Raw genomic sequence first — 25,459 nt, forward strand, 5'->3', positions numbered from 1 at the left:
AATGAGTCAAGAAAATACAGTTCCAGGTCGTTGGGAGCGTTTCAGACAATCTGATTTTATGTACTACTTCCTTCGCGACAAAGTGGCGATGGCTAGTTTTACCGTATTTATGTTATTCCTGGTTATGTCGATTGCGGCACCGCTGATCGCGCCGTCAGACCCATATGACCTGTCCTCTATTGATATTATGGACTCAGAGCTTCCTCCATCATGGATGGAAGATGGTGATGAGCGATTCGTCCTCGGTACTGACGAACAAGGTCGTGACATTCTTTCGACGATTCTTTACGGTTCTCGCCTATCCCTGACTATCGGTTTCTTAGCCGTAGGACTTCAGTTGTTTTTGGGTATCGTCATTGGCCTGTCTGCGGGTTACTTTGGTGGCCGTATTGATAGCTTCCTGATGCGTTTTGCTGATGTGCAGCTTTCGTTCTCTACCATGATGGTTGCCATCATTGTGTCGGCAATCTTTAAAGCTAGCTTTGGCAGTGAGTTCTATAGTCAGTATGCGGTTATCATGCTGGTGGTGATTATCGGTGTGGCTGAGTGGCCACAGTATGCTCGTACTATTCGTGCATCGGTTCTTGCAGAGAAGAAGAAAGAGTACGTTGAGGCAGCTCGCGTAATGGGCTTTAAGTCTCCACGCATTATGTTCCGTCATATTCTGCCGAACTGCCTGTCTCCAATTTTGGTTATCTCAACAGTCCAGGTAGCAAACGCTATCATGTCAGAAGCGGCGCTTTCTTTCCTTGGTCTGGGTCTTCCGGTTGATCAGCCATCGCTAGGTGCCTTAATTAGTATCGGATTTAACTACATTTTCTCTGGTGCGTGGTGGATTACTGCGTTCCCAGGGTTTGTTCTGGTAACTCTGGTTCTGGTAATCAACTTGTTGGGTGACTGGTTAAGGGATGTATTTAACCCGAAAATATACAAAGGGTGACCAAACCGATTGATCTTTAACCTTAAAGCTACATAAACTAGAAGAGTCGTATCAAATACGGCTCTTTTTTTGCATTGGATGATCTATAAGTTTCAAGTGTCAAAAAATAAGCGTTAAATTTAAGGTTTAGAGAAGGACGTATGAAAAACTTTCTGACAGGTAAGTCTTTACTAGCTGTATCTCTGCTTATATCCGGCCAATTGTTTTTTTCTGGCTCAGCCTTAGCCGATGAAGAGTATGTGTGTGAAGCGAGGCAAAACTCGAATAATGAACTGCCTGTGCTATCTGAGGCGTGTCCTATAGGTAAAGGGTTGTGGGGCAGAAAGCCGTCTGCGAATGATGACCTTTTCTGGATTCAATGTGGCGTATTCCCTGAGCCTTTAGCGCTAGGTGATGTTCAGGAAATTTATGAGAAAATCAGTGTCGATGTTTGGTTGAAACCGGAAGCTAAAGGGCATCGTTGCTTAATTGGCCCTTATGATCAGTTTGGAGTAGCGCAATACGAAGCGAAGCTAATAAGGGAAATTACGGCATATAAAGACTCTTTTGTGCGAGCTGTGAATACCAAAGCCAAGTCGGAACCTAAAAAAGCGTCGAAGCCAAAACCAGTTGTAACACCTAAGCCGAAACCAACTCCAAAACCACAAGTAGTGGCTCCTAAAGCTGAGCCGAAAAAGCCTGAAGTTGTAACCCAAAAAACACAACCTGCCAAAAAAACGTCACAAGCTGTTGGCGATGACTCTATTGTTATCAGACGAGAAGTAAAAGTCGGGTCTAAGAAGTTTGTTATTCCATTTTTGATGGAGGGTAACGAACAGTTCTATATGGAACACGGTATTGCCTGGAATCGCTTGAGTTATGATAAATCGAATATGATTTGCAGCAATATAGGAATGACATTGGTTGACGAAACAAGTTGGCAGCAACTTATTGATTCTAAAAAGATGAGTCAAAAAAGTCTGCCACTTCACTTGCCGTATTGGGGTAAAGGCAAGCGCGGCTTGTTTACCAGCGGAAAAGTGACTCAATTAACAGGAACGTCACTGTTGAATGTTATCTGTATGGATTGATGACACCTTTTAAAACCATAAATTTAGCCCGGTTTTTCCGGGCTTTATTATGTTATGTACTAGCACTTTCAAGCGGTAAACAGGTTCTCACTATATGGCAGTTTGATAAACTAATGAGACTTCGAGTGATAGTTAGCCTGTTCCGATATGTTGCTTAAGAATCGGATAAAGTCGGGGTGGTTTTGCAGTTGAGTTTCTCCCTCTTTAATGAGCGCATCAATTTCTTCGCTCTCGAGAGAAAAGCTGGTTGGTATGTTGTTTAATAAACGGTGTTTTTCCTCGTTTTTTACAGCAAGTTCAGAGAGATTAATATTAATCAGGTACGTTTCTACACCAATTCCCATCATTTTGGATGTCATTGCTGTATAGTCCTCTCGCCACTTTTCAATCAGTCCGTACGTGGTTGCATTGAATCGATGAAGCTGAACATCCGTCATTGCCGAAATAGTTTCTGTAATTCCTGGAGCTAGCGGTGAGCTCTCGAGGTCGGTTTCTGGCTTGGCGGATGCATCTATAGAAATAATCACGTAATGGGGAAGAATTTGATCCTTGGTTTGCTCTAAGAACTCCATTTTCCCATTACCCAGATCAGCAATGTCGTATAGTGATAGCAGGCCCAGGTTGTCTGTAATTCCCCCATCCACTAAATGAATATATTTACGTTGTTCCTTGTTCCCGTAGCTGGCCAACCCCTTTAGTGTATCGCGCGTTATTGGAGGCAGTGCCTCTAGGTCTCGCATTAAGAAACTGTCGTCGATTTCACAGGTGTCATAATTTTTTAGCACAATCGGATTAAACAAAACGGGGACAGCAGAGGAGGCTGTAACTGCATTGGCTACAGGGTATTCAAGCAAGTCAGAGCAAACGAAATCAAAGTATTCTTGAAGGAATGAAAAGCGGACACCATTCCCAAGATCTGATGCATTCAAGATAATAAGTGGGCTGCCTTCCCGTTGAAGATCGGCAAAGGTCGCATCCCCAAACAGGTTTCTTTGATAATAACCAACGGCTTTTTCTGTGAGTCCTTGTGTAGAAAACCACAAGAACGGATTAAAAAAATGCGTCGTTAAATCTCCACCGACATCATGATAGAGAAAGTCTTTCTCGTAATCAGAGAAGATGCGCTCTCCATACAGGCCGTAATATGCAGCAGTGAAGCTTCCACCGGATACGGCACTCATCACGTCTACTTCATCTAACAAGTTGCTATGTTGCACCACTGGGTGAGCTTGCTCATGTAAAGCTTTTAAGACGCCATACGATAGCGCCGCAGCCCTGGTTCCACCTCCTGACATGGCAATAACAATGGTATATTTCCCATCATTTAGCATCTTAACGGAGTTTTCAAAAGAATAAGCTTTCTTGCCCATCGAATCCTCGATAGGAACGTTATCAACAGAACTGTATGTGCTACATCCATTGCCAATAAGAGCGAAGAGTGCGAGAAAAAGTATCCGCATTTCATATCCCTGCTGTCTATTCATTGAACAGGTAAATCTTTGCACCTTAGTAGTAAAAAGGCAAATTCACTCTAGGGCAGAGCATGTGGAATACACAGATGTTAGGTGTGCTATAAGCGCTCATAAAAAAACGGCCCATACATGTAAGCATGGGCCGATATTTATTTTCTTATACTGATGATCATCTCATGGTAACAAACTCTTCAGAACCAGTTGGGTGTATCGCGACCACACTGTCGAAGTCCGCTTTGGTTGCGCCCATCTTCATTGCTACGCCAAAGCCCTGAATCATTTCGTCTACGGCAAAACCAATACCGTGTAGGCCAACAACTTTTTCGTCTTCACCAGCACAAACCAACTTCATCTTACATGGTTGACGGTGCTGAGTGACCGCTGTGTACATCGCAGTAAAGCTCGAAGAATAAACCTTCACATTCTCTTCACCGTATTTTTCGATGGCTTCTGGCTCAGTTAACCCGATAGTGCCAATTGGTGGGTGGCTGAATACCACGGTAGGAACCAGCTCATAATCCATTTTCGCTTCAGGCTTGCTGTTAAACAGACGCTCAGATAGTTGACGACCAGCTTTTACAGCTACAGGAGTCAGCTCAATACCGCCTTCCATGATGTCACCAACGCAGTAGATGCCTTTAACGTTGGTTTCCTGATACTCATCGACCTTGATATAGCCGCGATCATTTAGCTCAACACCAGTTACGCCAAGATTGATAGCATCCGTAGCCGGGTGACGTCCAATTGCCCAAATTAGGGTATCAACGTTCTGAGTGTTGCCATTTTCAAGGTGCAGAGTAAGGCTTCCATCCTCTTCTTTCACAACTTCTTTTGGAATTGAATGAGTATGTAGGGTTGGGCCTTCCGCTTCCATTACCTCAACCAAAGTATCGATAACCATCGGGTCGAAAGTACGAATAGGAGATTGCTTACGTACAAATAGGTGAGTTTCACTTCCCAGAGCATTCAGTACGCCTGCGATCTCAACGGCAATATAACCAGCTCCGATAACCGCAGTGCGTTTTGGAAGCGCGTCTAGCTCGAAGAAGCCGTTAGAATCGATACCATATTCTGCACCCGGAACATTAGGTATAGTAGGGCGGCCACCGACAGCAATCAAAATATGATCAGCGGTATAGTGCTCACCGTTTACTTCTACTGTCTTTTCGTCAACAAACTTAGCGAAGCCTTTAATGACTTCAACCTTGTTGTTGCCAAGAACGCGGTCATACGACTGATGGATTCGACCAATATAAGCCTGGCGATTTTCAACCAGTTTATCCCAATTGAAGCTCTTAACATCTACATCAAAACCATAATCTTCAGAGTATAGATTGATGGCTTCAGCAACCTGAGCACCATGCCACATCACCTTTTTAGGTACACAACCAACGTTTACACAAGTACCACCAAGATCTTTGGCTTCAATCAAAGCGACTTTCGCGCCGTACATTGATGCGCGATTTGCTGATGCGATACCGCCACTACCGCCGCCGATACAGATATAATCAAAATGCGTTGCCATTACTTTCTCCAAATTATTATTTTTACTTAGATATAATTCCCATATTGGGTTAGACCGGTGAAAGTTCAATTCTTATTCAGGAACAATCCAATCTAACTTATAGCTTCCGGTTACTGGCGCGATTGTTTCCTTTAGGAAAGGTAGAACTTGTTTCATCTGTTGTTCCAACTTCCAGGGTGGGTTGATAACAATCATGCCCGACGCAGTCATACCTCGTTCGTTAGTGTCTGGTGAGACCGCGAGCTCGATTTTCAGAATTTTACGAATACCCAGTCCTTCTAACCCTTCGATCATATCGTCGATATCTGAGCGATTGACCACCGGATACCAGATAGCGTAAATACCAGTTGCCCAGCGCTTATGGCTCTGTGCTATAGCTCTTACAACATCGCGATACTCTTTTGCCAGTTCGTATGGCGGGTCGATTAATACAAGTCCGCGACGTTCTGCTGGTGGCAGGCTTGCTTTGAGGCGCTGAAAGCCATCTTCTTTAAATATTTTTACCTGTCTATCGCGGTGAAATTCTTGTTGAAGAAGAGGGTAGTCGCTTGGATGAAGTTCAGTAAGCACCATCCGATCTTGTGGGCGAATCTGAGCTCTGGCAACCCTTGGTGAGCCGGGGTAATAACGAAGATCTGAACCTTCGTTGAGGTTTTGCACCGCTTTTAAGTAGCTTTGTACCTCTTCAGGTATAGATGTGCTTTGCCAGACTTTTTCTATGCCTTGCTTGTATTCCCCGGTCTTCTCAGACCATTCGTGGGTAAGATCGTATCGGCCAACGCCCGAATGAGTATCGTGATAAACAAATGGTTTATCTTTTTGCTTCAGAGAATCCAGAATTAGACTCTGGACGATATGTTTTACAACGTCAGCATGGTTGCCGGCGTGAAAGCTATGTCGGTAACTTAACAATTTCTTCTCGCGAAACACTTCTATGCAATAGTTCACTTTCGGTTTTATACTGAATTGAGTCAGCTGAAAGGGTATTACCTGCTAAGTGTGATTAATGGTGAACTTTCAATATCATGAATTATACGCCACTATTGAAAATACTATAAGCGGCCTACACTTATAACCTAGGTCACTTCAGTATAAATAAGAAAAAATAAACAAGGAATTCTATATGCCCAACCCACTCCTTACTTTTACAGATCTCCCACCGTTTTCTCAGATTAAGCCTGAACATGTAAAACCAGCAGTTGAAAAAGCGATTGCTGATTGTCGTTTAAAAGTTGAAGAGGTTTTGCAGGGTAACCGCGAACCGGGTTGGGACAATATCTGTGCTCCTTTGGCAGAAGTGGATGATCGCTTAAGCCGAATCTGGTCACCTGTCAGCCATATGAACTCGGTAGTGAATAGTCAGGAGCTAAGAGACGCTTACGAAAGCTGCCTTCCTTTGCTATCTGAGTACGGAACCTGGGTTGGACAACACAAAGGGCTTTATGAGGCATACAAGTCGATTAAGGCGAGTGATGAGTTTGAAGGCTTGAGCCAGGCTCAAAAGAAGACGATTACAGACGCACTTCGAGATTTCGAACTATCGGGAATCGGCCTACCTGCTGATGAGCAGCATAGATATGGTGAGATCAGCAAGCGCATGTCAGAGCTAGGCTCTCAGTTCTCGAACAATGTACTTGATGCCACAATGGGCTGGAGCAAACACATTACTGATGAAGCTCAGCTAGCAGGAATGCCAGAATCAGCTCTGGATGCTGCGAAAGCAGCAGCACAGGCTAAGGAGTTAGAGGGCTGGTTGCTTACGCTAGATATTCCTTCTTACCTTCCTGTATTGACGTACTGTGACAATCAGGAACTGCGAAAAGAGATGTATGAAGCGTACGTAACTCGTGCTTCTGATCGTGGTCCGAATGCAGTTAAGTGGGACAACAGTGAAATCATGGTCGAGCAACTGAAGCTGCGTCATGAAATCGCCCGTATGCTTGGCTTTGGCACATACAGTGAGAAGTCACTGGCAACCAAAATGGCAGAAACACCAGAGCAAGTGCTTGGCTTCCTGAATGACTTAGCCGCTAAAGCTAAACCGCAAGGCGAAAGAGAAGTCCAGGAGCTAAAAGCATTTGCTGAAAAAGAGTTTGGTGTAACAGAGCTTAATCTTTGGGATATTGCTTACTACAGCGAAAAACAGAAACAGCATCTGTTCCAAATCTCTGACGAAGAACTTCGTCCTTATTTCCCTGAATCAAAGGCGGTTAACGGGTTGTTTGAAGTGCTGAGCCGCGTGTTCGGGATGAAGGTTGTTGAAAAAGAAGGCGTGGATACCTGGCATGAGTCGGTTCGCTTCTTTGATATTCTGGATAGCGAAGGCAAACTACGCGGCAGTTTCTATCTAGATCTTTATGCTCGTGAGCATAAGCGAGGTGGAGCGTGGATGGACGAATGCCGAGTTCGCCGTGTAACTGATGATGGTGAGTTGATTTCTCCGGTCGCGTATCTGACCTGTAACTTCAACAAGCCGGTTGGTGACAAACCAGCGCTGTTTACTCACGACGAAGTAGTGACGCTATTCCACGAATTTGGTCACGGTATTCATCATATGCTGACACAGGTTGATGTCTCTTCTGTTTCTGGTATTAACGGTGTTCCATGGGATGCGGTTGAGCTTCCAAGCCAGTTTTTAGAGAACTGGTGCTGGGAAGAGGAAGCGCTGAAGTTTATTTCAGGTCATTACGAAACTGGCGAAGCTCTGCCTAAAGAGATGCTTGAAAAAATGCTAGCAGCGAAGAACTTCCAGTCTGCGATGTTTATCCTTCGTCAGCTAGAGTTCGGACTATTCGATTTCACCCTTCATACCGAGTACGATCCTGAGGTTGGTGCGAAAGTGCTAGAGACTTTAGAAGAGGTTAAGAAGAAGGTGGCTGTTTTGCCAAGCCTTGAGTGGAACCGCTTCTCTCACGCATTTAGTCATATTTTCGCTGGTGGTTACAGTGCTGGCTACTATAGCTATCTGTGGGCTGAAGTGCTTTCAGCAGATGCATTCTCTCGATTTGAAGAGGAAGGAATCTTCAACACGGACACAGGTAAGAGCTTCCTTAACAACATCCTGGAAATGGGTGGTAGTGAAGAGCCTATGGAGTTGTTCAAGCGATTCAGAGGTCGTGAGCCAGAAATTGATGCTCTGCTAAGACATGCAGGAATTAGTGCATAAGGTAAACAAATTATAAGGCTCGGAAATCGAGCCTTTTTGCTAAAATATCCGTCATCTCGGATGAGCCAGAGCGAAGTCCGTGATCTACTTCAGAATAGATTCCTTACAACGCTCGTGCCTCGCTATAAGGAATGACGATAGTTGAGCATTGAAAAATGCTCTTTAAAATGTATCTGACAATACGATTATCTGGCTAATTCCCGTTAAAGAGAAGCCAGATCTCCGGTTCTGTTTTTTATGGATTCACATTACGATTAATCGGGTTTTGCAGCGAGATAAGCGTCTCCGTTGACTGTACTTCATCGATCGCCTGAAGTTTATCAATCAGTACATACTGCAGTTCTTCAATTGACTTACACATAAGCTTTACAAAGATATTGTAGGCACCGGTTGTGTAGTAAGCTTCCACCACCTCATCCAGAGCATTCAACTTTTCCAGCGCAGAGTGATAGTCGCGCGCGGCGTTTAAATTAATCCCGATAAAGCAGCAAACATCGTAACCCAGCTTCTTAGGGTTCACGATAACCTCAGTACCCTCAATGATTTCGGCTGCCTTCATCTTTTCAATGCGAACATGGATAGTTGCTGGACTAACGTCAAATTGCTTTGCCATTTCAGCATATGGCCTGCGAGCATCTTCCAGCAGTGTTTTTAGAATGGCTCTGTCCAGATCATCCAGACGAATAGTCGAATCCATATTGATACCTGCGTCAATCGAACTTGTTGAATCGTAAAAGTATATTTTATTAGCTACAGTGATACTATAAGTGATCCCTGAGTTTGGGTTAATTATCTTAAGGAATTGTTGGTTGTGCACAAATTCATGTTCGTTATTGCTCTGCTCTGGAGTAGCCTGGCTCAGGCAACAACCTCCGAAGTTCTTGTGATGCAGTCCTCCCAGCTCACGTATGTTGTCATTAGCATACTGTTTTTACTCGTGATTATTTTGTCACTGCTTTACTACATGCAAAAGCTGAAAGCGAGTGAAAAGCGCGCTAAGCAAAGTCAGTTACTCTTAGAGTCTATCTTCGATCAAAGTCACCAGTACATCGGCATTCTTGATGAGCATGGAAGGCTGATTTCCTGTAACAACAAGCTACATAATTTACTATTTGGGCAGGGATTAAATCTGGATAAACCGATTTGGCACCACAAAGGGTGGGAGGAAGAGAGCCGAACTAAGATGCTTGGCTACTTTGAAAATCGGAGTAACGATTTATCTATTCGCCTGGATGTGGAGGTGCTTTGTCAGGAGACTGGAAGTCGTCTGCTTGATATCGTGATTAATCCGCTTCCCTCTTTAGAGAAAGAAGAAAATCAATTTCTGTTTGAAGGGACAGACATTACCTCTGAAAAGTTAACAGAGCAGAAACTGGTTGAGCGTGAGTCTAAGATGCGGGTCTATTATGAGCAGCAACCAGTCATGATGCTGACGCTGGATGAACGTAACCGAGTTCAGGCTGCAAACCGCTTTACCAGTGAGTTGTTGGGTTACGAAGAGATGGCGATACTCGGACACCATCTTACTGACTTTTATATTGATGAAAGCTCTTTACCGGCTAGAAAGATGCTTTTACAGCCACAACGGGCAATGAAAGACGTATGGCGTAGGGAACTACGCTACAGGCATCAAAGTGGACGCACTTTATGGATTCGGGAGAACATTCGCCCACTCGATGATACCGGGCAGTTGTTGATTGTTGGTGAGGACATCACAGAAATTCATTCATTGACCGAGCAGCTCGAATACCAGGCTCGGTATGATGTACTTACGGAAGCCTTTAATAGGAACCATTTTGAAGCAGAACTTGGGGATGCTCTTAAAGAGGTACACAATCAACTCAGAACCCATGCGATGCTTTACATCGATCTCGATCAACTGAAGGTTCTTAATGATACCGCTGGGCATGAAGCCGGAGATTCTGCTATCAAGTTTGCAGCGTCGATTATTGAGTCTGTCCTGCCTTATAAAGCGATTCTGGCCAGAATGGGTGGTGATGAGTTTGCGGTACTTCTGCGAGACTGTACTGAGCTTGATGCTAAGAAAATTGCAAAAAACATCATCAACTCTCTCGCTTCAAATCCATTTACATGGGATGAAATTGTTCTGAGCCTTACCTGCTCATTGGGCATTCGATTGATTGATGACACTGCGACCTCGACTCAGATGGTTCACGCTCAGGCAGATACGGCTTGCCATGCAGCAAAAGAGGAAGGGCGTAACCGATATCACCTTTATCATGTTGACGATGAGGACTTACAGCGTCGTCAGCTCGAAATGGAAAGCGTTAACCTTGTTCATGATGCCTTGGCCAAGGATAGGGTTGAACTGTTTGCACAAAGAATCCTGAGTTTGGATGAGGAGCAAGAGAAAAACTATATTGGTTTCGAGATCCTAGTACGTATCCGGGATATCAACGGTGACTTTATCTCTCCGGGAATCTTTATGCCGGCTTCTGAAAAATACAATGTTGCACACCTAATCGATAAAGCGGTGGTAACGAAGGCGTTGGCCTGGCTTGAGTCGCACCCGGAAGTTGTTACTCATTTGGGTACATGTGCCATTAACCTTTCGGGGCAGTCTTTTGGTAATACCGAGTTTATTAACTTTTTGGTTGATGCTATTGAGCATAGTGCTGTTCCGGGAAGTAAGCTGGCGATAGAAATTACTGAAACAGCCGCAATGGGAAATGTTGACCAGGCCATTAAACATTTTTCAAAGATTAAGCGGTGCGGGTGCAGAATAGCGCTGGATGATTTTGGCTCTGGTCTATCATCATTTGGTTATTTGAAAAAACTACCGGTTGATACTGTGAAAATTGACGGCTTATTTGTTCGGGACATGGATCGAAACGAGACCGACTACATTATGGTGCGGTCAATAAATGATCTTGCAAAACAAATGGGCAAAAAGACAGTGGCTGAGTTTGTTGAAAACGAAGAGATACTCGAAAACCTTATAGAGCTGGGAGTAGACTTTGCTCAAGGGTATGTTATCGCCCGCCCTAAACCATTGGATGAACTCGTCAGTGAGTTACTGCCCGAGTTGCGTTAGAATACGCCGCGCTTAGCACCAGAGTTTCGGAGAATACCTTGCAACTACAACTAATATGTGAAGACCCAGCTAAATTGTCAGTACTGGAAAAAATAGCTTCTGAGTGGCAGTTGACGCACGATGATAGCAGTGAGTTTGCATTGGTGTTAACGGACGAAAGACTTGAGTTGCGTAAGCTTGATGAACCTAAACTGGGTGCTATTTATGTTGATCTTGTTGGTGGCGCTGTTGGTCATAGGCGGAAGTTTGGTGGTGGAAAAGGTCAGGCGATTGCGAAAGCCGCTGGTTTGAACAAAGGTGCAACGCCAACAGTACTCGATGGTACTGCTGGTTTGGGGCGAGATGCTTTCGTTCTGGCTTCATTAGGCTGCAAAGTTAAGATGGTTGAAAGAAATCCGGTTGTTGCGGCGCTATTAAGTGACGGACTGGAGAGAGCCAAGCAAGACCCGGAGATCGGAGCGTGGGTATCAGAAAGAATGTCGATGGTACATGCCTCTAGTCATGATGCTCTGGATGAGCTAGCAAATGATCCTGACTTCGAACAGCCAGATGTTGTTTATCTGGATCCAATGTATCCACATCCGGAAAACAAAAAGAAAAGTGCGCTAGTTAAAAAAGAGATGCGGGTATTTCAGTCACTTGTTGGTGCCGATGAAGATGCCGACTCCCTTTTAGCCCCGGCGATTAAGCTTGCAGGAAAACGTGTTGTCGTGAAAAGACCAAACTACGCTAGCTGGCTGGCAAATGAAAAGCCGACCATGGCTATAGAAACCAAAAAAAATCGTTTTGACGTTTATGTACTGGCTTCAATGAGTTAGATCTTAAGTTAAACAATCGCTCAAAAATTCTCCTTGTATTCGTCCCTCTAAAACGTTATACCTAACAAAGAATCATTATCATTACACTTTGCTGGGAGCGGTAAAATGGCGAAGCGATTGTGCAAATTAAGACGGCATGACATTACAGAAAGTTTTGGTGAGATAACCAGATTGGTTTCTCAGCCTCAATATTTATGTGGGTCTTGTGCACGCTCTTCCATCGAAAAATCCTCTCTTTGTAAACCTCTTGCTATTTCACATGAGAAAACAGAAAAAGTTGATTTTAAGCCTCGGGAAGATAAAGCAGCGCTCCCTAAAAATGCGCTGAAAAAGGCTAAAAAAGAGGCAAAGAAGCAGAAAAAATATCAGAAAAAGCTAGAAAAAGTGCTTAAAAAGCAAAAGAAGATGGTTAAAAAGCATCAAAGGATAGAGAAAGAGATGGCTCATATTGATCTGGCACTGCTCAATTCTAATGATTCGCCATCCAATCAGGCTATTCACTAACAAATTAGGTCGCAAACGCGACCTGATTTGTTTTGAGTTAATCGATCATTATTCGTCATGTAGTGGAACGACCAACATATCAACTGGTACGCTGTTAAGTAGTTGCTTGGTTGAAGACAAGAGCACACTCCAGAAGTCCTGATGATGCCCGCAAATAACCAAATCGACATCTCTTTGCTTAATTGCATCTTTTAATTCGTAACCTAAATCGCCACTTCCGACTAAAGTATGCTTAATTGGATAATTAGCATGATCAGCCAGGTTGTTTAGCTGAGTCATTGAAGCTTCCATTGCGTGGTTCTGAGTCTCTGCCAGATTGATATCAATTAAGCCGGTATAGATTTCTGCGTAGTTCACGTCGATATGTATAAAAGATATTTCGGCATCAAGCGGCTTAGCCAGAGCCACAGCTTTATCGATAAGAACTTTGCTTTCGTCGGTAAGATCTATTGCAACAAGTATATGTTTGTAACTCATAGTGCCATCTCCATTAAATCCCAAATACACCTTTAACTCTCTAATACAAATAAAGATTAGCACCTAATCCAGATATTTTTTGTCGTTATGATCTCATTCAGGTTTAGAGGCTACAAAATGGGACAAATATCAAGGTGACTTCGTGCTATAGTGGGATAAGACTAAGAATGCCTTAAAAAGGACGTTAAAAAGGAGAAAATATGTTGTCTCAAGCTATGGTCGATCAATTAAATGAGCAAATTAACCTAGAATTTTTCTCATCCAATCTATACTTACAAATGAGTGCTTGGTGTGAAGATCAAGGATTCGAAGGGGCAGCAGAGTTTTTAAGAGCTCATGCGACAGAGGAAATGGAGCATATGCAGCGTCTGTTTACCTATGTCAGCGAGACAGGAGCTATGCCTGTATTAGGCGCAATTGAAGCTCCACGTTTCGACTTCGAAAGCCTTGGTGAAGTGTTCCGCGAGACCTATGAGCATGAAAAGATGATTACTGAAAAAATCAATAAACTTGCTCATGCTGCGTTTACTAACCAGGATTACTCAACGTTCAATTTCTTACAGTGGTACGTTGCAGAACAGCACGAGGAAGAGAAATTGTTTAAAGGGATATTAGATAAGCTGGAACTTGTCGGCGAAGATGGTAAAGCGCTGTTCTTTATCGATAAGGACTTAGCAGTGATGGCAAAAGAAGGTTCGTCTTCTATTATGGATGCAGCTTCAGCTGAGTAACTCAGTGTAAAGGAAAGATACCGCGATCGTCTTTTCCTTTGGCATCCTAGAAGATGTAGGGAGGAAAAGATGATCAATGGAGATACAGTTCTTTTTGCATTGATGGTTGTTCTGTGTGTCAACCTGGCTCGTTATTTAAGTGCACTGCGCTCACTCATTTATGTTATGCGGGAAGCTCACCCGCTGCTTTATCAGCAAGTTGATGGTGGAGGATTCTTTACCGGGCACGGAAACATGACCAAACAGGTTCGTTTGTTCTCTTATATCAGAGACAAAGAGTATCTACATCACCACGATCCAGTATTTTTGAGAAAGTGTGAGAAGGTAAGAGAGCTGTTTATTCTGTTTGTTTCCCTGTTAGGGGTGACGCTGTTAGCATCTATACTGTTGTAGTATTCGTCTGCTGCTGATTGGCATCGGCGTGCAGAGGCGCTAAAATACTCATTCTTTATGTAAGGATGTACGATTTTCGTACATCCTTTTTATTTGGACTGGATGGGTATGAGTAAAAAAGTCGACGTTGTTATTATTGGTGCTGGTGCCGCAGGTTTGATGTGTGCCATTGAAGCAGGTAAGCGTGGACGAAAAGTGCTTGTACTCGACCATGCCAAAAAGCCTGGCCGAAAGATCCTTATTTCTGGTGGCGGCAAGTGTAACTTCACCAACTACGACGTGAGTGCTTCCAACTATCTATGCCAGAATCCTCACTTTGTTAAATCAGCACTGTCTCAATATACCAACTGGGACTTTATTGCTCTAGTTTCAAAATATGGCATCGAGTTTGAAGAGCGGGATCATGGTCAGCTGTTCTGTCTCGATTCAGCGAAAGAAATTGTTTCAATGCTTCTTCAGGAGTGCAATGGACTAGATGTTGAGTTCCAGTATCAGGTGGACGCACACTCAATCGAGAAAAAAGACACGGGCTTTCAGTTGCATGCCAATACAGAATTGGTTGAGTGTGATTCTTTAGTCATCGCAACTGGTGGTTTATCTATGCCTAAACTTGGGGCAACACCTTTTGGTTATAAAGTCGCAGAACAATTTGGGCTAACGATGGTTCCTACAACGGCTGGCTTAGTGCCTTTCACATTACACAAAGAAGACAAAGAGCTGCTTTCAGAGCTTTCCGGCATCGCTATTCCATCCGAGATAACAGCGGAAGATGGCACAAGCTTTAAAGAAGCCCTACTGTTTACGCATAGAGGGCTGTCAGGGCCAGCGGTGTTGCAGATCTCTTCATACTGGAAAGTAGGGCAAAAGGTAACTATTAACCTGATCCCGGAAACGGATGTAGAGGAGCTTCTTTCCCGCTCAGTAGAGAAGCATCCAAATCAAAGCCTCAAAAATACACTTGCTAAGGTGCTGCCTAAGCGACTTGTCGAACAGCTTATCGATAGAAAAGATCTAAGCGACAAACCACTTAAGCAGTTTAACCAGAAAGAGTTGAGTGCAATTACTCACTTGCTAGAGAACTGGGAAATTAAACCAAACGGCACTGAGGGGTACCGAACTGCAGAGGTAACTCTGGGAGGCGTTAACACCGATCATATCTCTTCCAAAACGATGGAAGTTAAAACCATCCCCGGACTCTTCTTTATCGGTGAGGTGCTCGACGTAAGCGGTCACCTCGGTGGGTTCAATTTCCAGTGGTGCTGGAGTAGCGGTTTTGTTGCTGGTCAGTGGGCGTAGCCTTTAGCTCTGCTGGCAAGTCTGGATGGTTATCAAACCATTCGTCCTTAGTTATGTAAGGTTTTCCTCCTGAGTTAAAGTATGGACTGCTCTTATCTACAATTGATAAATCGTCCGGAGATACGGTTACCATATATATCCAGGTTGGTTCGGGTGTCAGGTATTGAAAACGGCTGCCGCCAGCTCCAGGCAGATAGTTTGCGTTCGCAAATGAGCCTTTTGATACTGTTGATGTGGTTGTAGGGTAGTAGTCACCACCGATACTCATTAACACCTTGGCTTGCTCTGTATCATTAACCTGATATTTGTCGTCTTGTATTAACCAGGCTTTCATTCTGATCAGTACAGCTCTTACATTTTCTCCATGCATGTACAATACTTTTGTTCCACCATGAATCGGATAACGATTGTCGCTCAGAGGATACGATACAATTTTGTTTTCTAGAGGGCGATTAATTGCCGGGGAGATAAAATAACCGATGTTATTGTCGGTATAGTTTGCCCAACGAATCTCTTCACCAAATGATGTAATATTTTCCCACTTGGCATTTTGGGTATCTTCATCTGCTTTGCGTGCTCTCAATACCCAGATATCCGTTGGGCCTACTGCAACACGAACATTGCGAGCTGTATTATCTTCTCCCTCAAAAACAGAAAACCATGCAGTTATAGCGTTCCAATAGTTGCTTGTTGTAATTGATTTATCAATGACTGAGTCTGACCACCAGGAAGGTGCAGCGTCCCCACGTGGTACACCTTGCATGATAACGGCACGATATGCCCAGGCAGGAACTGTGGGAGCGTTATATAAAGGAGCATCATTCCACTGTGCCATAGAATTATAGGCATCTGTAGCATAGTTTGTGCTTTGGTTAACGGGGGATGGTTCGTTTGCGTAAGCAGATAAAGCTAAAAGACTTAAAGAGATAGCTAAAGTGTGTTTCATAGAGTTTGAAAACCTAAACATATGTGGAGGTTTTCAAATTCTAAGTTAGTTAACTATCTCTGTATGTCATAGAAATTTCACGAGCAGGCAAACGTTTGCTTTGGCCTAGTGTCAATTAATCAACAGGTTAGGGTGGTTGTTCAACCACTCCTCTTTGGTTAAGTAAGTTTTACCGCCAGACTTATAGTACTCACTGCTCTTATCTACAATTGATAAATCGTCCGGAGATACGGTTACCATATATATCCAGGTTGGTTCGGTTGTCAGGTATTGAAAACGGCTGCCACCAGCTCCCGGCAGATAGTTGGCGTTCGCAAATGAGCCTTTTGATACTGTTGAGTTGGTTGTAGGGTAGTAGTCACCACCGATACTCATTAGCACCTTTGCTTGCTCTGTATCATCAATCTGATATTTGTCGTCTGGTATTAACCAAGCTTTCATTCTGATCAGTATAGCTCTTATATTTTTTCCATGTACGTACAACATTTTTGTACCACCATGAATCGGATAACGATTGTCGCTTAAAGGATACGATACAGTTTTGTTTTCTAGAGGGCGATTAATTGCTGGGGAGATAAAAGAGCCAATATTATTGTCGGTATAGCTTGCCCAACGAATCTCTTCACCAAACGATGTAATATTTTCCTATATGGCATCTCTGGTATCGTCATCTGCTTTACTTGCTCTTAGTATCCAGATATCTGTTGGACCAACAGCAACACGAACATTGCGAGCTGTATTATCTTCACCTTCAAAAACTGAAAACCATGCAGTTATAGCATTCCAAGAGTTGCTTGTTGTAATTGATTTATCGATGATTGAGTCTGACCACCAGGATGGTGCGGCATCTCCTCGTGGTATGCCCTGCACGATAACGGCACGATATGCCCAAGAAGGAACTGTTGGAGCGTTATATAAAGGAGCATCGTTCCACAAAGCCATAGAGTTATAGGCATCTGTAGCATAGTTTGTGCTCTGGTTAACGGGGGATGGTTCGTTTGCGTAAGCAGATAAAGCTAAAAGACTTAAAGAGATAGCTAAAGTGTGTTTCATAGAGTTTGAAAACCTAAACATATGTGGAGGTTTACAAATTCTAAATTAGTTAACTACCTCTAAATGTCATAGAAACTTCACGAGCAGGAAAACGTTCGCTATTGGGCTGATTTAAGGCTGTTGTCAATTAATCAACAGGTTAGGGTGGTTGTTTAACCACTCATCTTTAGTTAAATAAGTTCTGCCGCCAGACTTATAGTACTCACTGCTTTTGTCCACATTGGACAAATCGTCGGCTGCTACGGTAGCCATATAGAACCAGGATGGCTCCGTCGTCAGGTACTTAAAGCGGCTGCCACCGGCTCCTGGCAGGTAGTTTGCGTTTGCAAACGAGCCTTTTCTTACTGACGTTTCAACCGATGGATAGTAGTCAGCTCCCACACTCATAAGCACTTTTGCTTTATTTACATCACTTGTCAGGCTCTTGTTATCAGGTTCCAGCCATGCCTTGACCCTGATAAAAGAAGCAAGCACATCTTTACCATTCATGGCGATGTTGTGAGTTCCACCATGGATTGGAAAGCGCTGATTACTTAAAGAGTAACTGACAAACTCTTTATCTGAAGATCTGTTTTGAGCGTTTGACTCAAGCTGAATCATATTATTTGCAAAGTATGCTGCCCAACTGATGTTTGCACCTGAAGGAGTGATATTTTCCCACTTAGCGTGCCTCACACTTTTTCCTCGTAATACCCATATATCCATATCACCCAGAGCGACACGAACATTGCGAGCTTTGTTCTTACTGGCTTCAAAAATGGTTACCCAGCCGGTGATAGCATTCCATGGCTCGCTGGAAGTAAGAGATTTGTTGACGATATCTTCAGACCAAAATTCTGGTGTCGCGTCACCTCTGGGAACTCCCTGTATTACAACGCCTTTTTTTGACCAGTCGGAAGTCTTCGGGGCTTTATATAGATTGGCTTCATTTTTTGCAGACATATTCTGATAGACATTTTCCGCAAAAAAATGGCTTTGATTTATTGCCTTAAGAATAGGTTTGGAAGAGCAGGCTATTAGGACAAATAGGCTTAGAGACAAAATTAAATAACGACGCATGAGTAATTCAGGTTGGTATTGAATCAGAAAACTGTATCTAAACCAGGTAATTAGCATGTCAGAGTTTTTTGGGTTCTTAGTTATTTTTTTTCAGTCTTGTGACAGGGAAGCTTGTAGCGAGTTCGTTGCTGCTAATTGAACAAAAATTAGCCGTCGACTTATGGCGTTTTGAACTATATTTTATAGGGAAGTTGAATAGAGGCTGAGCTGATGAATCAAGAAGAGTTACTAAAAAAAATAGAAGAACTCCCAAGATTGGAAAAGGTATTGAATGAAATTCTTGATATGGTGAATCAGTTAGATTTTGACTTTAATGAGCTTGCTTTGAAAGTTTCAATGGATCAGGTTCTTAGTACCAGAATGTTGAGGCTGGCTAATTCTGCCCAATTTGGCGGGCGTAGGGAGGTATCCTCCATTAATGAAGCCATTGTTCGGGTTGGTAGTGAGTCTGTTCGTTCTTTGGTTCGCGCTTCGGTGTTGTCTCAAGCTTTCCCAAAATTAAAGACCATTAGCTTGAAGGATTATTGGGCTAATACCTTTGAAGTGTCGATGATTGCTGGTCAACTGGCACCTCGTGCAAATCTGGATCCGGATGAAGTCTTTACAACAGGTACGCTTCACAACATAGGTTTGTTGATGATACACGCCAATGCGCCAGAGCAAGCTAAAATCATTACCCAGCGAATTGAAGGTGGTGAGAAGCCGTTTGCAGTGCAAAGAGACGTACTTGGTACCGATGTTCCTGCTATTGGAGCAAAACTGGCTCAGGCGTGGGAGTTTCCTCCTCAAATGGTCGATGCCATTGCTCACTCTCACTCACCGGCTAAGGCGAAAGTGTCCCCCGAACTGGCTTATTTGCTTCGTTTCTCTATTGATGTGCACAAGGCATGGGACTCTCTTTTAGACAGAGATAAAGTAACTTTTGTGACCATGCACCCATGCAGTAAAATACTGGGCTTTACCCCTGATACTGTAGATATTATCAATGAAATTAGGGGTGAGGGTTATGAGCTGGCATACCAGCTATTTAGCTAGTAGCGGCTTTTGTTTTTCCCTTAATCTGCTGGATGACTAATCCGGATACAATCATGACCAGGCCAACAAGAGTCGAAGGTGGGATTGTTTCTCCGATTATATAAGCAAGCAAAATGAGTGAGATAAACGGAGAGATAAAAATCAGATTGCTGATTCTTGCAGTGTTGGAGGTTGCTTTTAGTGCTGACAACCAAAGAACAAAAGTCACACCCATTTCAAACAGCCCCACATAAGTGACAGCCATCCATCCCTTGCTTGTAATGTTCCAGCTGGCCCCTTCAAAGAAAGCAATTCCGAATGTGAATGGTAGTGCAACCAGAAAGCCAAGCAGGACACCAACAACTGGATCGGCTTTGTTTTTGGTATTGAGAATCCAGTACCCCGCCCAAAGCAAAGTAGACAACAGAGCCAGGCCAACACCCAGAGGACTGTCAAAGTTTAGCGCCAGAACATCGCCTTTTGTCGCTATTACCACAACACCAGCATAGCCGAGCACACAAGCGATCCAGTCCTGCTTACGAATTTTTTGTCCGAGAAAGACCGCTGCCATTAAGGTCAGAGTAATTGCCCAGCTGTAGTTTAATGGCTGAGCCTGAGAGGCAGGAAGTAAGTCATAAGCCTTAAACAGGATCAAATAGTAGGCAAGGGGATTAATCAGCCCGAGAACCAGATAGTAAAGAGGATTGGAAAAAAACGTTGTATAAAGCTGCCCAAGCTTGCCCTGAAAGTAACAGATAAAAATCAGTGCCAATGCAGAAACCAAACTGGCGACAGCAAGCATCTGTATAGGGGTAAATTCCTGTAAAGTTAGCTTAAATGCGGTTGCGACGGTGGACCAAAGTAGCACCGCTGATAAGCCAAAAGCCAACGCGTGTTTCTCGTTTTTCATTATTTGATTCTTAGTATTAGTCTGACGCGCACAGTGTACAGAATACAACGATACTATTCATGGCTGGACATTTATCCAGTATCTACATAAGATTTTCAAAAAAGTAACTTGGTTAACGTATGCAGTGGATTATTGAGAATCAGCTTATCGTCATTTCTGTTCTGGGCAGTGGATGTGCTGCGGCATTTATATCTGGCTGGTGGATTAAGCAGAAAATGAATTTCAGCTTAGAACTTCAAAAGCAGAAAGCAGAATCTGAGCAGCAACTGATCTTAACCCGGCTGGCAGAAGCAGAAAAAGCTCTGGCTGAAAGTCAGAGTGAGCTTGATGAGCTGGATATAGAGCGCGACAAAGCTGCTTTTGAGCTCAAGCAATCGCACGGCAAACTAATGGCAGCGATGGAAAAGCTGCGTCACTTCGATGCTGTTAATCAGGAGAGACAGAATCATGTAGAGGCACTGAGCCAGGCGCGGGATGATATTGCACAACTAACCGCAGATCTGCGTGAGCAGGATGCGCGTCATCGGGAAGAGAGCAAAGCGAATCTTGAGAAACTTCAGTTACTGGAGAAGGCAGAGGAAAGGTTAAAACAACAGTTTGAGCATTTAGCTAACCAACTCTTTGAGGCCAAAACTGCCAAAGTTGACCAACAGAACCGTCAGAGCTTAGAAGGCTTACTCTCGCCATTAAAAGAACAGTTAGAGGGCTTTAAAAAACAAGTAACAGACAGTTTTGGTAATGAAGCCAAAGAGCGCCATACCTTAGTTCATGAGATCAAAAGCTTACAGAAGCTGAACGAACAGATGACTCGCGAAGCAGTGAATCTCACTCAGGCTCTGAAGGGTGACAATAAGCAACAAGGCAACTGGGGGGAAGTGGTTTTAGCCAGAGTTCTTGCTGAGTCGGGGTTACGAGAAGGACACGAATATCAAACGCAGGTTAGTCTACAAGATGAAGCTGGCAAGCGTTATCAACCGGATGTGATTGTTCACTTACCTGACAACAAGCAAGTGGTTATCGATTCAAAAATGGCATTGGTTGCTTACGAGCGTTACTTTAATTCGGAATCGAATGAGGAAAAATCTCAGGCGTTAAGCGATCACCTAACCGCGATTAGAGGACATATCCGGGGTTTGAGCCAAAAGGACTACCATAAGCTAAAAGGTATTCATTCTCTTGATTATGTGCTGATGTTTATCCCGGTGGAACCTGCGTTTCAGGTTGCTATCGAAGCTGATCCTTCCCTCGTAAAGGATGCTATGGAGAACAATATTATCCTGGTGAGCCCGACAACGCTGCTGGTCGCTTTAAGAACCATTGATAACCTCTGGCGGAATGAAAGACAGAATCAAAATGCTCAGGTGATAGCAGAAAGAGCGAGCAAACTGTACGACAAGCTTCGGCTATTCCTGGATGATATGGAGTCTATTGGCAGCTCATTAGATAAAGCGAGTCAGAACTATCAGGGCGCGATGAACAAGCTGGCTACAGGTAGGGGAAATGTTTTGCGTCAGGCAGAAAGCTTTAAAGAGTTGGGTGTTGAGATTAAAAAGCCCATTTCTACCAGCCTGTTAGAAATTAACCAAAATGAGGCTCTGGTAGAAAGACATCCCGATAAGGATAAAGTAAACTGAGCGCTCGCATCCTCTTCGAGGAATTAGTGGATGCCAGTGAGGGAAATAATGACAGATATAAGCTTAGACGCAAATTCAGCCGCTCAAACTGAAGAAACGACACATTTTGGTTTTAAAACCGTTGCCAAAGAAGAAAAAGTTGCCAAAGTTGCCGAGGTTTTCCACTCGGTAGCGACTAAATACGACATCATGAATGACCTGATGTCTGGGGGCATTCACAGGGTCTGGAAACGATTTACTATTGATTGCAGTGGCGCTCGCCCTGGTCAGAGAATTCTGGATCTTGGCGGTGGCACCGGAGATTTGACGGCAAAGTTCTCACGTATTGTTGGCGAAAAAGGTCATGTAATCCTTGCTGATATCAACAACTCAATGCTGAATGTTGGCCGTGATAAGTTAAGAGATTCAGGGGTTGTCGGGAATGTGCATTACGTGCAGGCGAATGCGGAAGAGCTCCCTTTTCCTGATGACTATTTTGACTGCATTACGATAAGCTTCTGCCTGAGAAACGTAACAGATAAAGACAAAGCGCTTCGCTCAATGTTCCGCGTTCTTAAGCCGGGTGGCCGTCTTCTGGTTCTTGAATTTTCTAAGCCAATACTAGAGCCGTTATCCAAGATATATGACGCATACTCTTTCCACCTGCTTCCTAAGATGGGAGAGATTATTGCTAATGACTCAGAGAGTTATCGCTATCTGGCTGAATCTATCCGTATGCACCCAGATCAAGACACGCTCCAGGGCATGATGGATGAAGCGGGTTTTGAGAAGACCAGCTACTACAACCTGACTGGCGGAATCGTTGCGCTTCACCGTGGCTATAAATTCTGAGGACGTTATGCCTGAGTTAATGTCACTTGACCCAATGGCAACGGCTGCCATTGAAACTGCACTCAATACTTTGCTCAAGGAGAGCCCAGAGCAGAGTAAGCAACTGCTCCGCTTGAAGGGGCAGGTATTACAGATTCACCTTATCGAAGTGAATAAAACACTGACATTTATCTTCAGCCAGCAGGTTGATGTGCTGGCCAGATATGAAGGTCAGCCAGATTGTTATGTCTCGCTTCATCTTTCCGCGCTTCCAGAACTACGGGATGAATCCAATATCACCAGACTAATCAAGCAAGAGAAAGTTGAGCTTGAAGGTGACATTAAGCTCGTTCAGCACTTTTCTCAGTTGCTTAAAGATATCAGACCGGACATTGAAGAGTGGATGTCTCGCTATACCGGCGATATTGTTGCTCACTCTGTTGTTCAGAGCGCAAAATATTTCGGCTGCTGGGTTAAGAAGCAGGCAAAAAAACACGAAAATCATCTGGGGCAGGCGCTTACCGAAGAGTGGAAAATTGCTCCGCCACCACTGGAAGTCGCTTATTTTTGTGATCAGGTTGATGACGTTAAATCGAAGGCAGAGCAGTTAGAATCTCGCCTGAATAAGCTGTTGGAGCACGCATGACTCCAACAGAACTGAAAAGACTCTACAAAATAACCAAAGTCCAACTGGAATACGGACTGGATGAGCTACTCCCGGATCATCAACTTACCAGAACGCCATTGTTAGCCAGAAAAGCTCTATTCTGGCTGAAAAACAAGCACGCAGACAAAGATTTAGGGGTTCGGTTAAGGCTTGTTCTGCAAGAACTTGGTCCGGTCTGGATTAAGTTTGGGCAGATGATGTCCACCCGTCGGGATTTATTTCCGCCATTCTTAGCTGATCAGTTAGCGTTACTGCAGGATCAGGTAGAGCCGTTTGATGGCTCCCTGGCTAAAGAGCAAATGGAGGAAGCACTGGGTGGTCCTCTGGAAAACTGGTTCACCGATTTTGATATCGAGCCGTTGGCTTCGGCTTCAATTGCTCAGGTTCATACTGCCAAAGTAAAAGAAACCGGACAGGAAATTGTTCTTAAAGTCATTCGTCCGGATATCCGCCCTATTATCGACGCGGATATCAAATTGATGTACCGAATGGCGCGTATCGTAGCTAAAGCACTACCTGATGCTCGCAGGCTTAAACCAGTTGAGGTTGTGCGCGAGTACGAAAAAACGTTACTTGATGAACTGGATTTAAGGCGTGAAGCCGCAAACGCCATTCAGTTGCGCAGAAACTTCGAAGGCAGCGAAGAGCTGTATGTGCCAGAAGTGCTTCCTGACTTTAGTAGCGAAACACTAATGGTATCAGAACGAATCTATGGGATTCAGGTGTCTGATATCGAGGGGCTCAGGGCAAACGGCACCAATATGAAACTATTGGCTGAGCGTGGAGTGAGTGTATTTTTCACTCAGGTTTTCCGCGATAGTTTCTTCCATGCAGATATGCATCCCGGAAATGTGTTTGTACAGTATGACCATCCGGAAAACCCTCAATGGATCGGCCTGGATTGCGGAATTGTAGGAACCCTTAATAGCGAAGATAAACGTTATCTGGCGGAAAACTTCCTTGCATTCTTTAACCGTGATTATCATAAAGTTGCTCAACTTCATGTTGATTCGGGCTGGGTGCCTGTTGATACCAATGTACAGGAGTTTGAGTTCGCGATACGCGTGGTGTGTGAGCCTATCTTTGCTAAGCCGCTGTGTGAGATATCGTTTGGTCATGTGTTGTTAAACCTGTTTAATACAGCGCGTCGATTCAACATGGAGGTACAACCTCAACTGGTACTTCTGCAAAAAACTCTGCTCTATGTAGAAGGGCTGGGAAGACAGTTATATCCTCAGCTGGATCTGTGGGCTACCGCCAAGCCGTTTCTTGAAAACTGGATGGCGCATCAGGTTGGTCCGCAGGCGGTAATCGATGCGGTGAAGGAAAAGGCACCTTTTTGGGCTGAGAGACTCCCAGAGTTGCCAGAGTTGATTTACGATGGGTTAAAACGAGGTCGTGAAATAGACCAAAAGATGGATAAAATCTATCAGGGCTATCAACAAACCAAGCGAAATCACGCAAAAGGTAAATTATTACTTGGTATTGGCTCAACTCTCGTCGTATGCTCTACGATACTGGTGATCGGCCCGTATAACTACCTCGCTTTGGGTAGCGGCATTACTGGTGTCACATTTTGGCTGCTAAGTTGGCGTGCGTACATTAAAAAATAGTACACTTAGCGGAATAAATTTCATGTTCAATAATAATCCCCGAGGTATTGGAAATGGGTGGTATTAGTATTTGGCAATTACTTATTATTGCTGTAATCGTTGTGTTGCTGTTTGGAACTAAAAAGCTACGTAATATGGGCGGTGATTTAGGTTCAGCAGTGAAAGGTTTCAAAAAAGCAATGAACGATGATGAGCCAACTTCTAAGTCGACAGAGAAAGACGCAGACTTTGAGCCTCAGAATATTGAGCAGAAGAAAGAACAAGCTTCTTCTGAAGAAGTTAAAAAAGACAAAGAGCAGGCATAAA

General features: G+C 43.9%; 24 protein-coding genes and 1 pseudogene. 15 read left to right on the forward strand and 10 right to left on the reverse strand.

Annotated features, from left to right (window positions below):
* Position 1: 1 nt before the first annotated feature.
* Entirely contained in the window at positions 2-940 is a 939-nt protein-coding gene (locus P7F88_RS12150) for an ABC transporter permease (protein WP_277825064.1), read from the forward strand.
* A gap of 140 nt (positions 941-1,080) precedes the next feature.
* Positions 1,081-2,010 (forward strand): SPOR domain-containing protein, encoded by a 930-nt coding sequence (locus P7F88_RS12155; RefSeq protein WP_277825066.1) that lies wholly within the window; start codon positions 1,081-1,083, stop codon positions 2,008-2,010.
* A 110-nt stretch (positions 2,011-2,120) separates the two neighbouring features.
* Here P7F88_RS12155 and P7F88_RS12160 read toward each other — a convergent pair whose 3' ends face one another.
* The 3 genes from P7F88_RS12160 to P7F88_RS12170 form a co-directional block, all read right to left on the reverse strand.
* Positions 2,121-3,380: a patatin-like phospholipase family protein gene (locus P7F88_RS12160; RefSeq protein WP_277825068.1), complete on the reverse strand. Its 1,260-nt coding sequence runs from the start codon at positions 3,378-3,380 to the stop codon at positions 2,121-2,123.
* 271 nt (positions 3,381-3,651) lie between these two features.
* Complete coding sequence (gorA, locus tag P7F88_RS12165) at positions 3,652-5,007, reverse strand: glutathione-disulfide reductase (protein ID WP_277825070.1); 1,356 nt, start codon at positions 5,005-5,007, stop codon at positions 3,652-3,654.
* A 72-nt stretch (positions 5,008-5,079) separates the two neighbouring features.
* Positions 5,080-5,919, reverse strand: a complete 840-nt coding sequence (locus P7F88_RS12170; protein ID WP_277825072.1) for a 23S rRNA (adenine(2030)-N(6))-methyltransferase RlmJ — start codon at positions 5,917-5,919, stop codon at positions 5,080-5,082.
* Between the two features lie 211 nt (positions 5,920-6,130).
* On the opposite strand from P7F88_RS12170, the gene prlC reads away from it, so the two are divergent.
* Entirely contained in the window at positions 6,131-8,173 is a 2,043-nt protein-coding gene (prlC, locus tag P7F88_RS12175; RefSeq protein ID WP_277825074.1) for an oligopeptidase A, read from the forward strand.
* A 235-nt stretch (positions 8,174-8,408) separates the two neighbouring features.
* Here the strand turns inward: prlC and asnC are convergent, their stop codons facing one another.
* Complete coding sequence (asnC, locus tag P7F88_RS12180) at positions 8,409-8,870, reverse strand: transcriptional regulator AsnC (RefSeq protein WP_277825076.1); 462 nt, start codon at positions 8,868-8,870, stop codon at positions 8,409-8,411.
* Between the two features lie 219 nt (positions 8,871-9,089).
* Here asnC and P7F88_RS12185 point away from each other — a divergent pair.
* The 3 genes and pseudogenes from P7F88_RS12185 to P7F88_RS12195 form a co-directional block, all read left to right on the forward strand.
* Positions 9,090-11,228, forward strand: a pseudogene (locus P7F88_RS12185) (sensor domain-containing protein); the annotation flags it as partial.
* A 38-nt stretch (positions 11,229-11,266) separates the two neighbouring features.
* The gene (locus tag P7F88_RS12190; RefSeq protein WP_277825078.1) at positions 11,267-12,046 is read left to right on the forward strand and encodes a class I SAM-dependent methyltransferase; all 780 of its coding nucleotides are present in this window, start codon (positions 11,267-11,269) and stop codon (positions 12,044-12,046) included.
* Between the two features lie 105 nt (positions 12,047-12,151).
* A complete protein-coding gene (locus tag P7F88_RS12195) occupies positions 12,152-12,550 on the forward strand; it encodes a hypothetical protein (protein WP_277825080.1) in 399 nt (132 codons plus the stop codon).
* A 48-nt stretch (positions 12,551-12,598) separates the two neighbouring features.
* On the opposite strand, the gene uspA is transcribed toward P7F88_RS12195, so the two are convergent.
* Positions 12,599-13,027, reverse strand: a complete 429-nt coding sequence (uspA, locus tag P7F88_RS12200; protein ID WP_277825082.1) for a universal stress protein UspA — start codon at positions 13,025-13,027, stop codon at positions 12,599-12,601.
* Between the two features lie 200 nt (positions 13,028-13,227).
* Between uspA and ftnA the strand changes: the two genes are divergently transcribed.
* From ftnA to P7F88_RS12215, 3 genes are all read left to right on the forward strand, one after another.
* Positions 13,228-13,758 carry a non-heme ferritin gene (ftnA, locus tag P7F88_RS12205; RefSeq protein ID WP_277825084.1) on the forward strand — a complete coding sequence of 177 codons (531 nt, stop codon included), beginning with the start codon at positions 13,228-13,230 and terminating at the stop codon, positions 13,756-13,758.
* Between the two features lie 69 nt (positions 13,759-13,827).
* Positions 13,828-14,151, forward strand: a complete 324-nt coding sequence (gene uspB / locus P7F88_RS12210; RefSeq protein ID WP_277825086.1) for a universal stress protein UspB — start codon at positions 13,828-13,830, stop codon at positions 14,149-14,151.
* Between the two features lie 108 nt (positions 14,152-14,259).
* Complete coding sequence (locus tag P7F88_RS12215; protein WP_277825088.1) at positions 14,260-15,447, forward strand: BaiN/RdsA family NAD(P)/FAD-dependent oxidoreductase; 1,188 nt, start codon at positions 14,260-14,262, stop codon at positions 15,445-15,447.
* On the opposite strand, the gene P7F88_RS12220 is transcribed toward P7F88_RS12215, so the two are convergent.
* The 4 genes from P7F88_RS12220 to P7F88_RS12235 all read right to left on the reverse strand — a co-directional run bounded on the left by P7F88_RS12220 (position 15,395) and on the right by P7F88_RS12235 (position 18,505).
* The gene (locus P7F88_RS12220) at positions 15,395-16,393 is read right to left on the reverse strand and encodes a hypothetical protein (RefSeq protein WP_277825090.1); all 999 of its coding nucleotides are present in this window, start codon (positions 16,391-16,393) and stop codon (positions 15,395-15,397) included. The two genes, P7F88_RS12215 and P7F88_RS12220, sit on opposite strands and share 53 nt — an antisense overlap.
* A 111-nt stretch (positions 16,394-16,504) precedes the next feature.
* The gene (locus tag P7F88_RS12225; protein WP_277825092.1) at positions 16,505-16,834 is read right to left on the reverse strand and encodes a hypothetical protein; all 330 of its coding nucleotides are present in this window, start codon (positions 16,832-16,834) and stop codon (positions 16,505-16,507) included.
* 204 nt (positions 16,835-17,038) lie between these two features.
* Complete coding sequence (locus P7F88_RS12230) at positions 17,039-17,446, reverse strand: hypothetical protein (protein ID WP_277825093.1); 408 nt, start codon at positions 17,444-17,446, stop codon at positions 17,039-17,041.
* 123 nt (positions 17,447-17,569) lie between these two features.
* Positions 17,570-18,505 carry a hypothetical protein gene (locus P7F88_RS12235; protein WP_277825094.1) on the reverse strand — a complete coding sequence of 312 codons (936 nt, stop codon included), beginning with the start codon at positions 18,503-18,505 and terminating at the stop codon, positions 17,570-17,572.
* Between the two features lie 210 nt (positions 18,506-18,715).
* Here P7F88_RS12235 and P7F88_RS12240 point away from each other — a divergent pair, with 210 nt between their 5' ends.
* Entirely contained in the window at positions 18,716-19,540 is an 825-nt protein-coding gene (locus P7F88_RS12240; protein WP_277825095.1) for an HDOD domain-containing protein, read from the forward strand.
* On the opposite strand, the gene P7F88_RS12245 is transcribed toward P7F88_RS12240, so the two are convergent.
* Positions 19,533-20,429: a DMT family transporter gene (locus tag P7F88_RS12245; protein WP_277825097.1), complete on the reverse strand. Its 897-nt coding sequence runs from the start codon at positions 20,427-20,429 to the stop codon at positions 19,533-19,535. The genes P7F88_RS12240 and P7F88_RS12245 overlap by 8 nt on opposite strands.
* 119 nt (positions 20,430-20,548) lie before the next feature.
* On the opposite strand from P7F88_RS12245, the gene rmuC reads away from it, so the two are divergent.
* Genes rmuC through tatA form a run of 5 tightly spaced genes read left to right on the forward strand, consistent with a single transcriptional unit; the run spans position 20,549 to position 25,458 of the window.
* Positions 20,549-22,063: a DNA recombination protein RmuC gene (rmuC, locus tag P7F88_RS12250; RefSeq protein ID WP_277825099.1), complete on the forward strand. Its 1,515-nt coding sequence runs from the start codon at positions 20,549-20,551 to the stop codon at positions 22,061-22,063.
* A 48-nt stretch (positions 22,064-22,111) separates the two neighbouring features.
* A complete protein-coding gene (ubiE, locus tag P7F88_RS12255) occupies positions 22,112-22,894 on the forward strand; it encodes a bifunctional demethylmenaquinone methyltransferase/2-methoxy-6-polyprenyl-1,4-benzoquinol methylase UbiE (protein WP_277825101.1) in 783 nt (260 codons plus the stop codon).
* 19 nt (positions 22,895-22,913) lie between these two features.
* Positions 22,914-23,519 carry a ubiquinone biosynthesis accessory factor UbiJ gene (locus tag P7F88_RS12260; RefSeq protein ID WP_277825767.1) on the forward strand — a complete coding sequence of 202 codons (606 nt, stop codon included), beginning with the start codon at positions 22,914-22,916 and terminating at the stop codon, positions 23,517-23,519.
* Positions 23,516-25,153 carry a ubiquinone biosynthesis regulatory protein kinase UbiB gene (gene ubiB / locus P7F88_RS12265; protein WP_277825102.1) on the forward strand — a complete coding sequence of 546 codons (1,638 nt, stop codon included), beginning with the start codon at positions 23,516-23,518 and terminating at the stop codon, positions 25,151-25,153. The genes P7F88_RS12260 and ubiB overlap by 4 nt, the downstream gene beginning before the upstream one ends.
* A 53-nt stretch (positions 25,154-25,206) precedes the next feature.
* Positions 25,207-25,458 carry a Sec-independent protein translocase subunit TatA gene (tatA, locus tag P7F88_RS12270; protein WP_277825103.1) on the forward strand — a complete coding sequence of 84 codons (252 nt, stop codon included), beginning with the start codon at positions 25,207-25,209 and terminating at the stop codon, positions 25,456-25,458.
* Position 25,459 lies beyond the last annotated feature (1 nt).

Origin of the sequence: Vibrio hannami (genome assembly GCF_029589055.1) — a bacterium.
GTDB lineage: Bacteria > Pseudomonadota > Gammaproteobacteria > Enterobacterales > Vibrionaceae > Vibrio > Vibrio hannami.

Excerpts from the sequence above, each read along its gene's own strand:
- P7F88_RS12240 (WP_277825095.1), top strand. The coding sequence starts at position 18,716 with ATGAATCAAGAAGAGTTACTAAAAAAAATAGAAGAACTCCCAAGATTG.
- P7F88_RS12230 (WP_277825093.1), bottom strand. The coding sequence starts at position 17,446 with ATGAAACACACTTTAGCTATCTCTTTAAGTCTTTTAGCTTTATCTGCT.
- rmuC (WP_277825099.1), top strand. The coding sequence starts at position 20,549 with ATGCAGTGGATTATTGAGAATCAGCTTATCGTCATTTCTGTTCTGGGC.
- P7F88_RS12220 (WP_277825090.1), bottom strand. The coding sequence starts at position 16,393 with ATGAAACACACTTTAGCTATCTCTTTAAGTCTTTTAGCTTTATCTGCT.
- ubiE (WP_277825101.1), top strand. The coding sequence starts at position 22,112 with ATGACAGATATAAGCTTAGACGCAAATTCAGCCGCTCAAACTGAAGAA.
- P7F88_RS12215 (WP_277825088.1), top strand. The coding sequence starts at position 14,260 with ATGAGTAAAAAAGTCGACGTTGTTATTATTGGTGCTGGTGCCGCAGGT.
- P7F88_RS12245 (WP_277825097.1), bottom strand. The coding sequence starts at position 20,429 with ATGAAAAACGAGAAACACGCGTTGGCTTTTGGCTTATCAGCGGTGCTA.
- P7F88_RS12195 (WP_277825080.1), top strand. The coding sequence starts at position 12,152 with ATGGCGAAGCGATTGTGCAAATTAAGACGGCATGACATTACAGAAAGT.
- tatA (WP_277825103.1), top strand. The coding sequence starts at position 25,207 with ATGGGTGGTATTAGTATTTGGCAATTACTTATTATTGCTGTAATCGTT.
- asnC (WP_277825076.1), bottom strand. The coding sequence starts at position 8,870 with ATGGATTCGACTATTCGTCTGGATGATCTGGACAGAGCCATTCTAAAA.
- uspB (WP_277825086.1), top strand. The coding sequence starts at position 13,828 with ATGATCAATGGAGATACAGTTCTTTTTGCATTGATGGTTGTTCTGTGT.
- P7F88_RS12235 (WP_277825094.1), bottom strand. The coding sequence starts at position 18,505 with ATGCGTCGTTATTTAATTTTGTCTCTAAGCCTATTTGTCCTAATAGCC.
- ftnA (WP_277825084.1), top strand. The coding sequence starts at position 13,228 with ATGTTGTCTCAAGCTATGGTCGATCAATTAAATGAGCAAATTAACCTA.
- ubiB (WP_277825102.1), top strand. The coding sequence starts at position 23,516 with ATGACTCCAACAGAACTGAAAAGACTCTACAAAATAACCAAAGTCCAA.
- P7F88_RS12150 (WP_277825064.1), top strand. The coding sequence starts at position 2 with ATGAGTCAAGAAAATACAGTTCCAGGTCGTTGGGAGCGTTTCAGACAA.
- P7F88_RS12160 (WP_277825068.1), bottom strand. The coding sequence starts at position 3,380 with ATGGGCAAGAAAGCTTATTCTTTTGAAAACTCCGTTAAGATGCTAAAT.
- P7F88_RS12260 (WP_277825767.1), top strand. The coding sequence starts at position 22,914 with ATGTCACTTGACCCAATGGCAACGGCTGCCATTGAAACTGCACTCAAT.
- prlC (WP_277825074.1), top strand. The coding sequence starts at position 6,131 with ATGCCCAACCCACTCCTTACTTTTACAGATCTCCCACCGTTTTCTCAG.
- uspA (WP_277825082.1), bottom strand. The coding sequence starts at position 13,027 with ATGAGTTACAAACATATACTTGTTGCAATAGATCTTACCGACGAAAGC.
- P7F88_RS12225 (WP_277825092.1), bottom strand. The coding sequence starts at position 16,834 with ATGAAAGCTTGGTTAATACCAGACGACAAATATCAGATTGATGATACA.
- gorA (WP_277825070.1), bottom strand. The coding sequence starts at position 5,007 with ATGGCAACGCATTTTGATTATATCTGTATCGGCGGCGGTAGTGGCGGT.
- P7F88_RS12155 (WP_277825066.1), top strand. The coding sequence starts at position 1,081 with ATGAAAAACTTTCTGACAGGTAAGTCTTTACTAGCTGTATCTCTGCTT.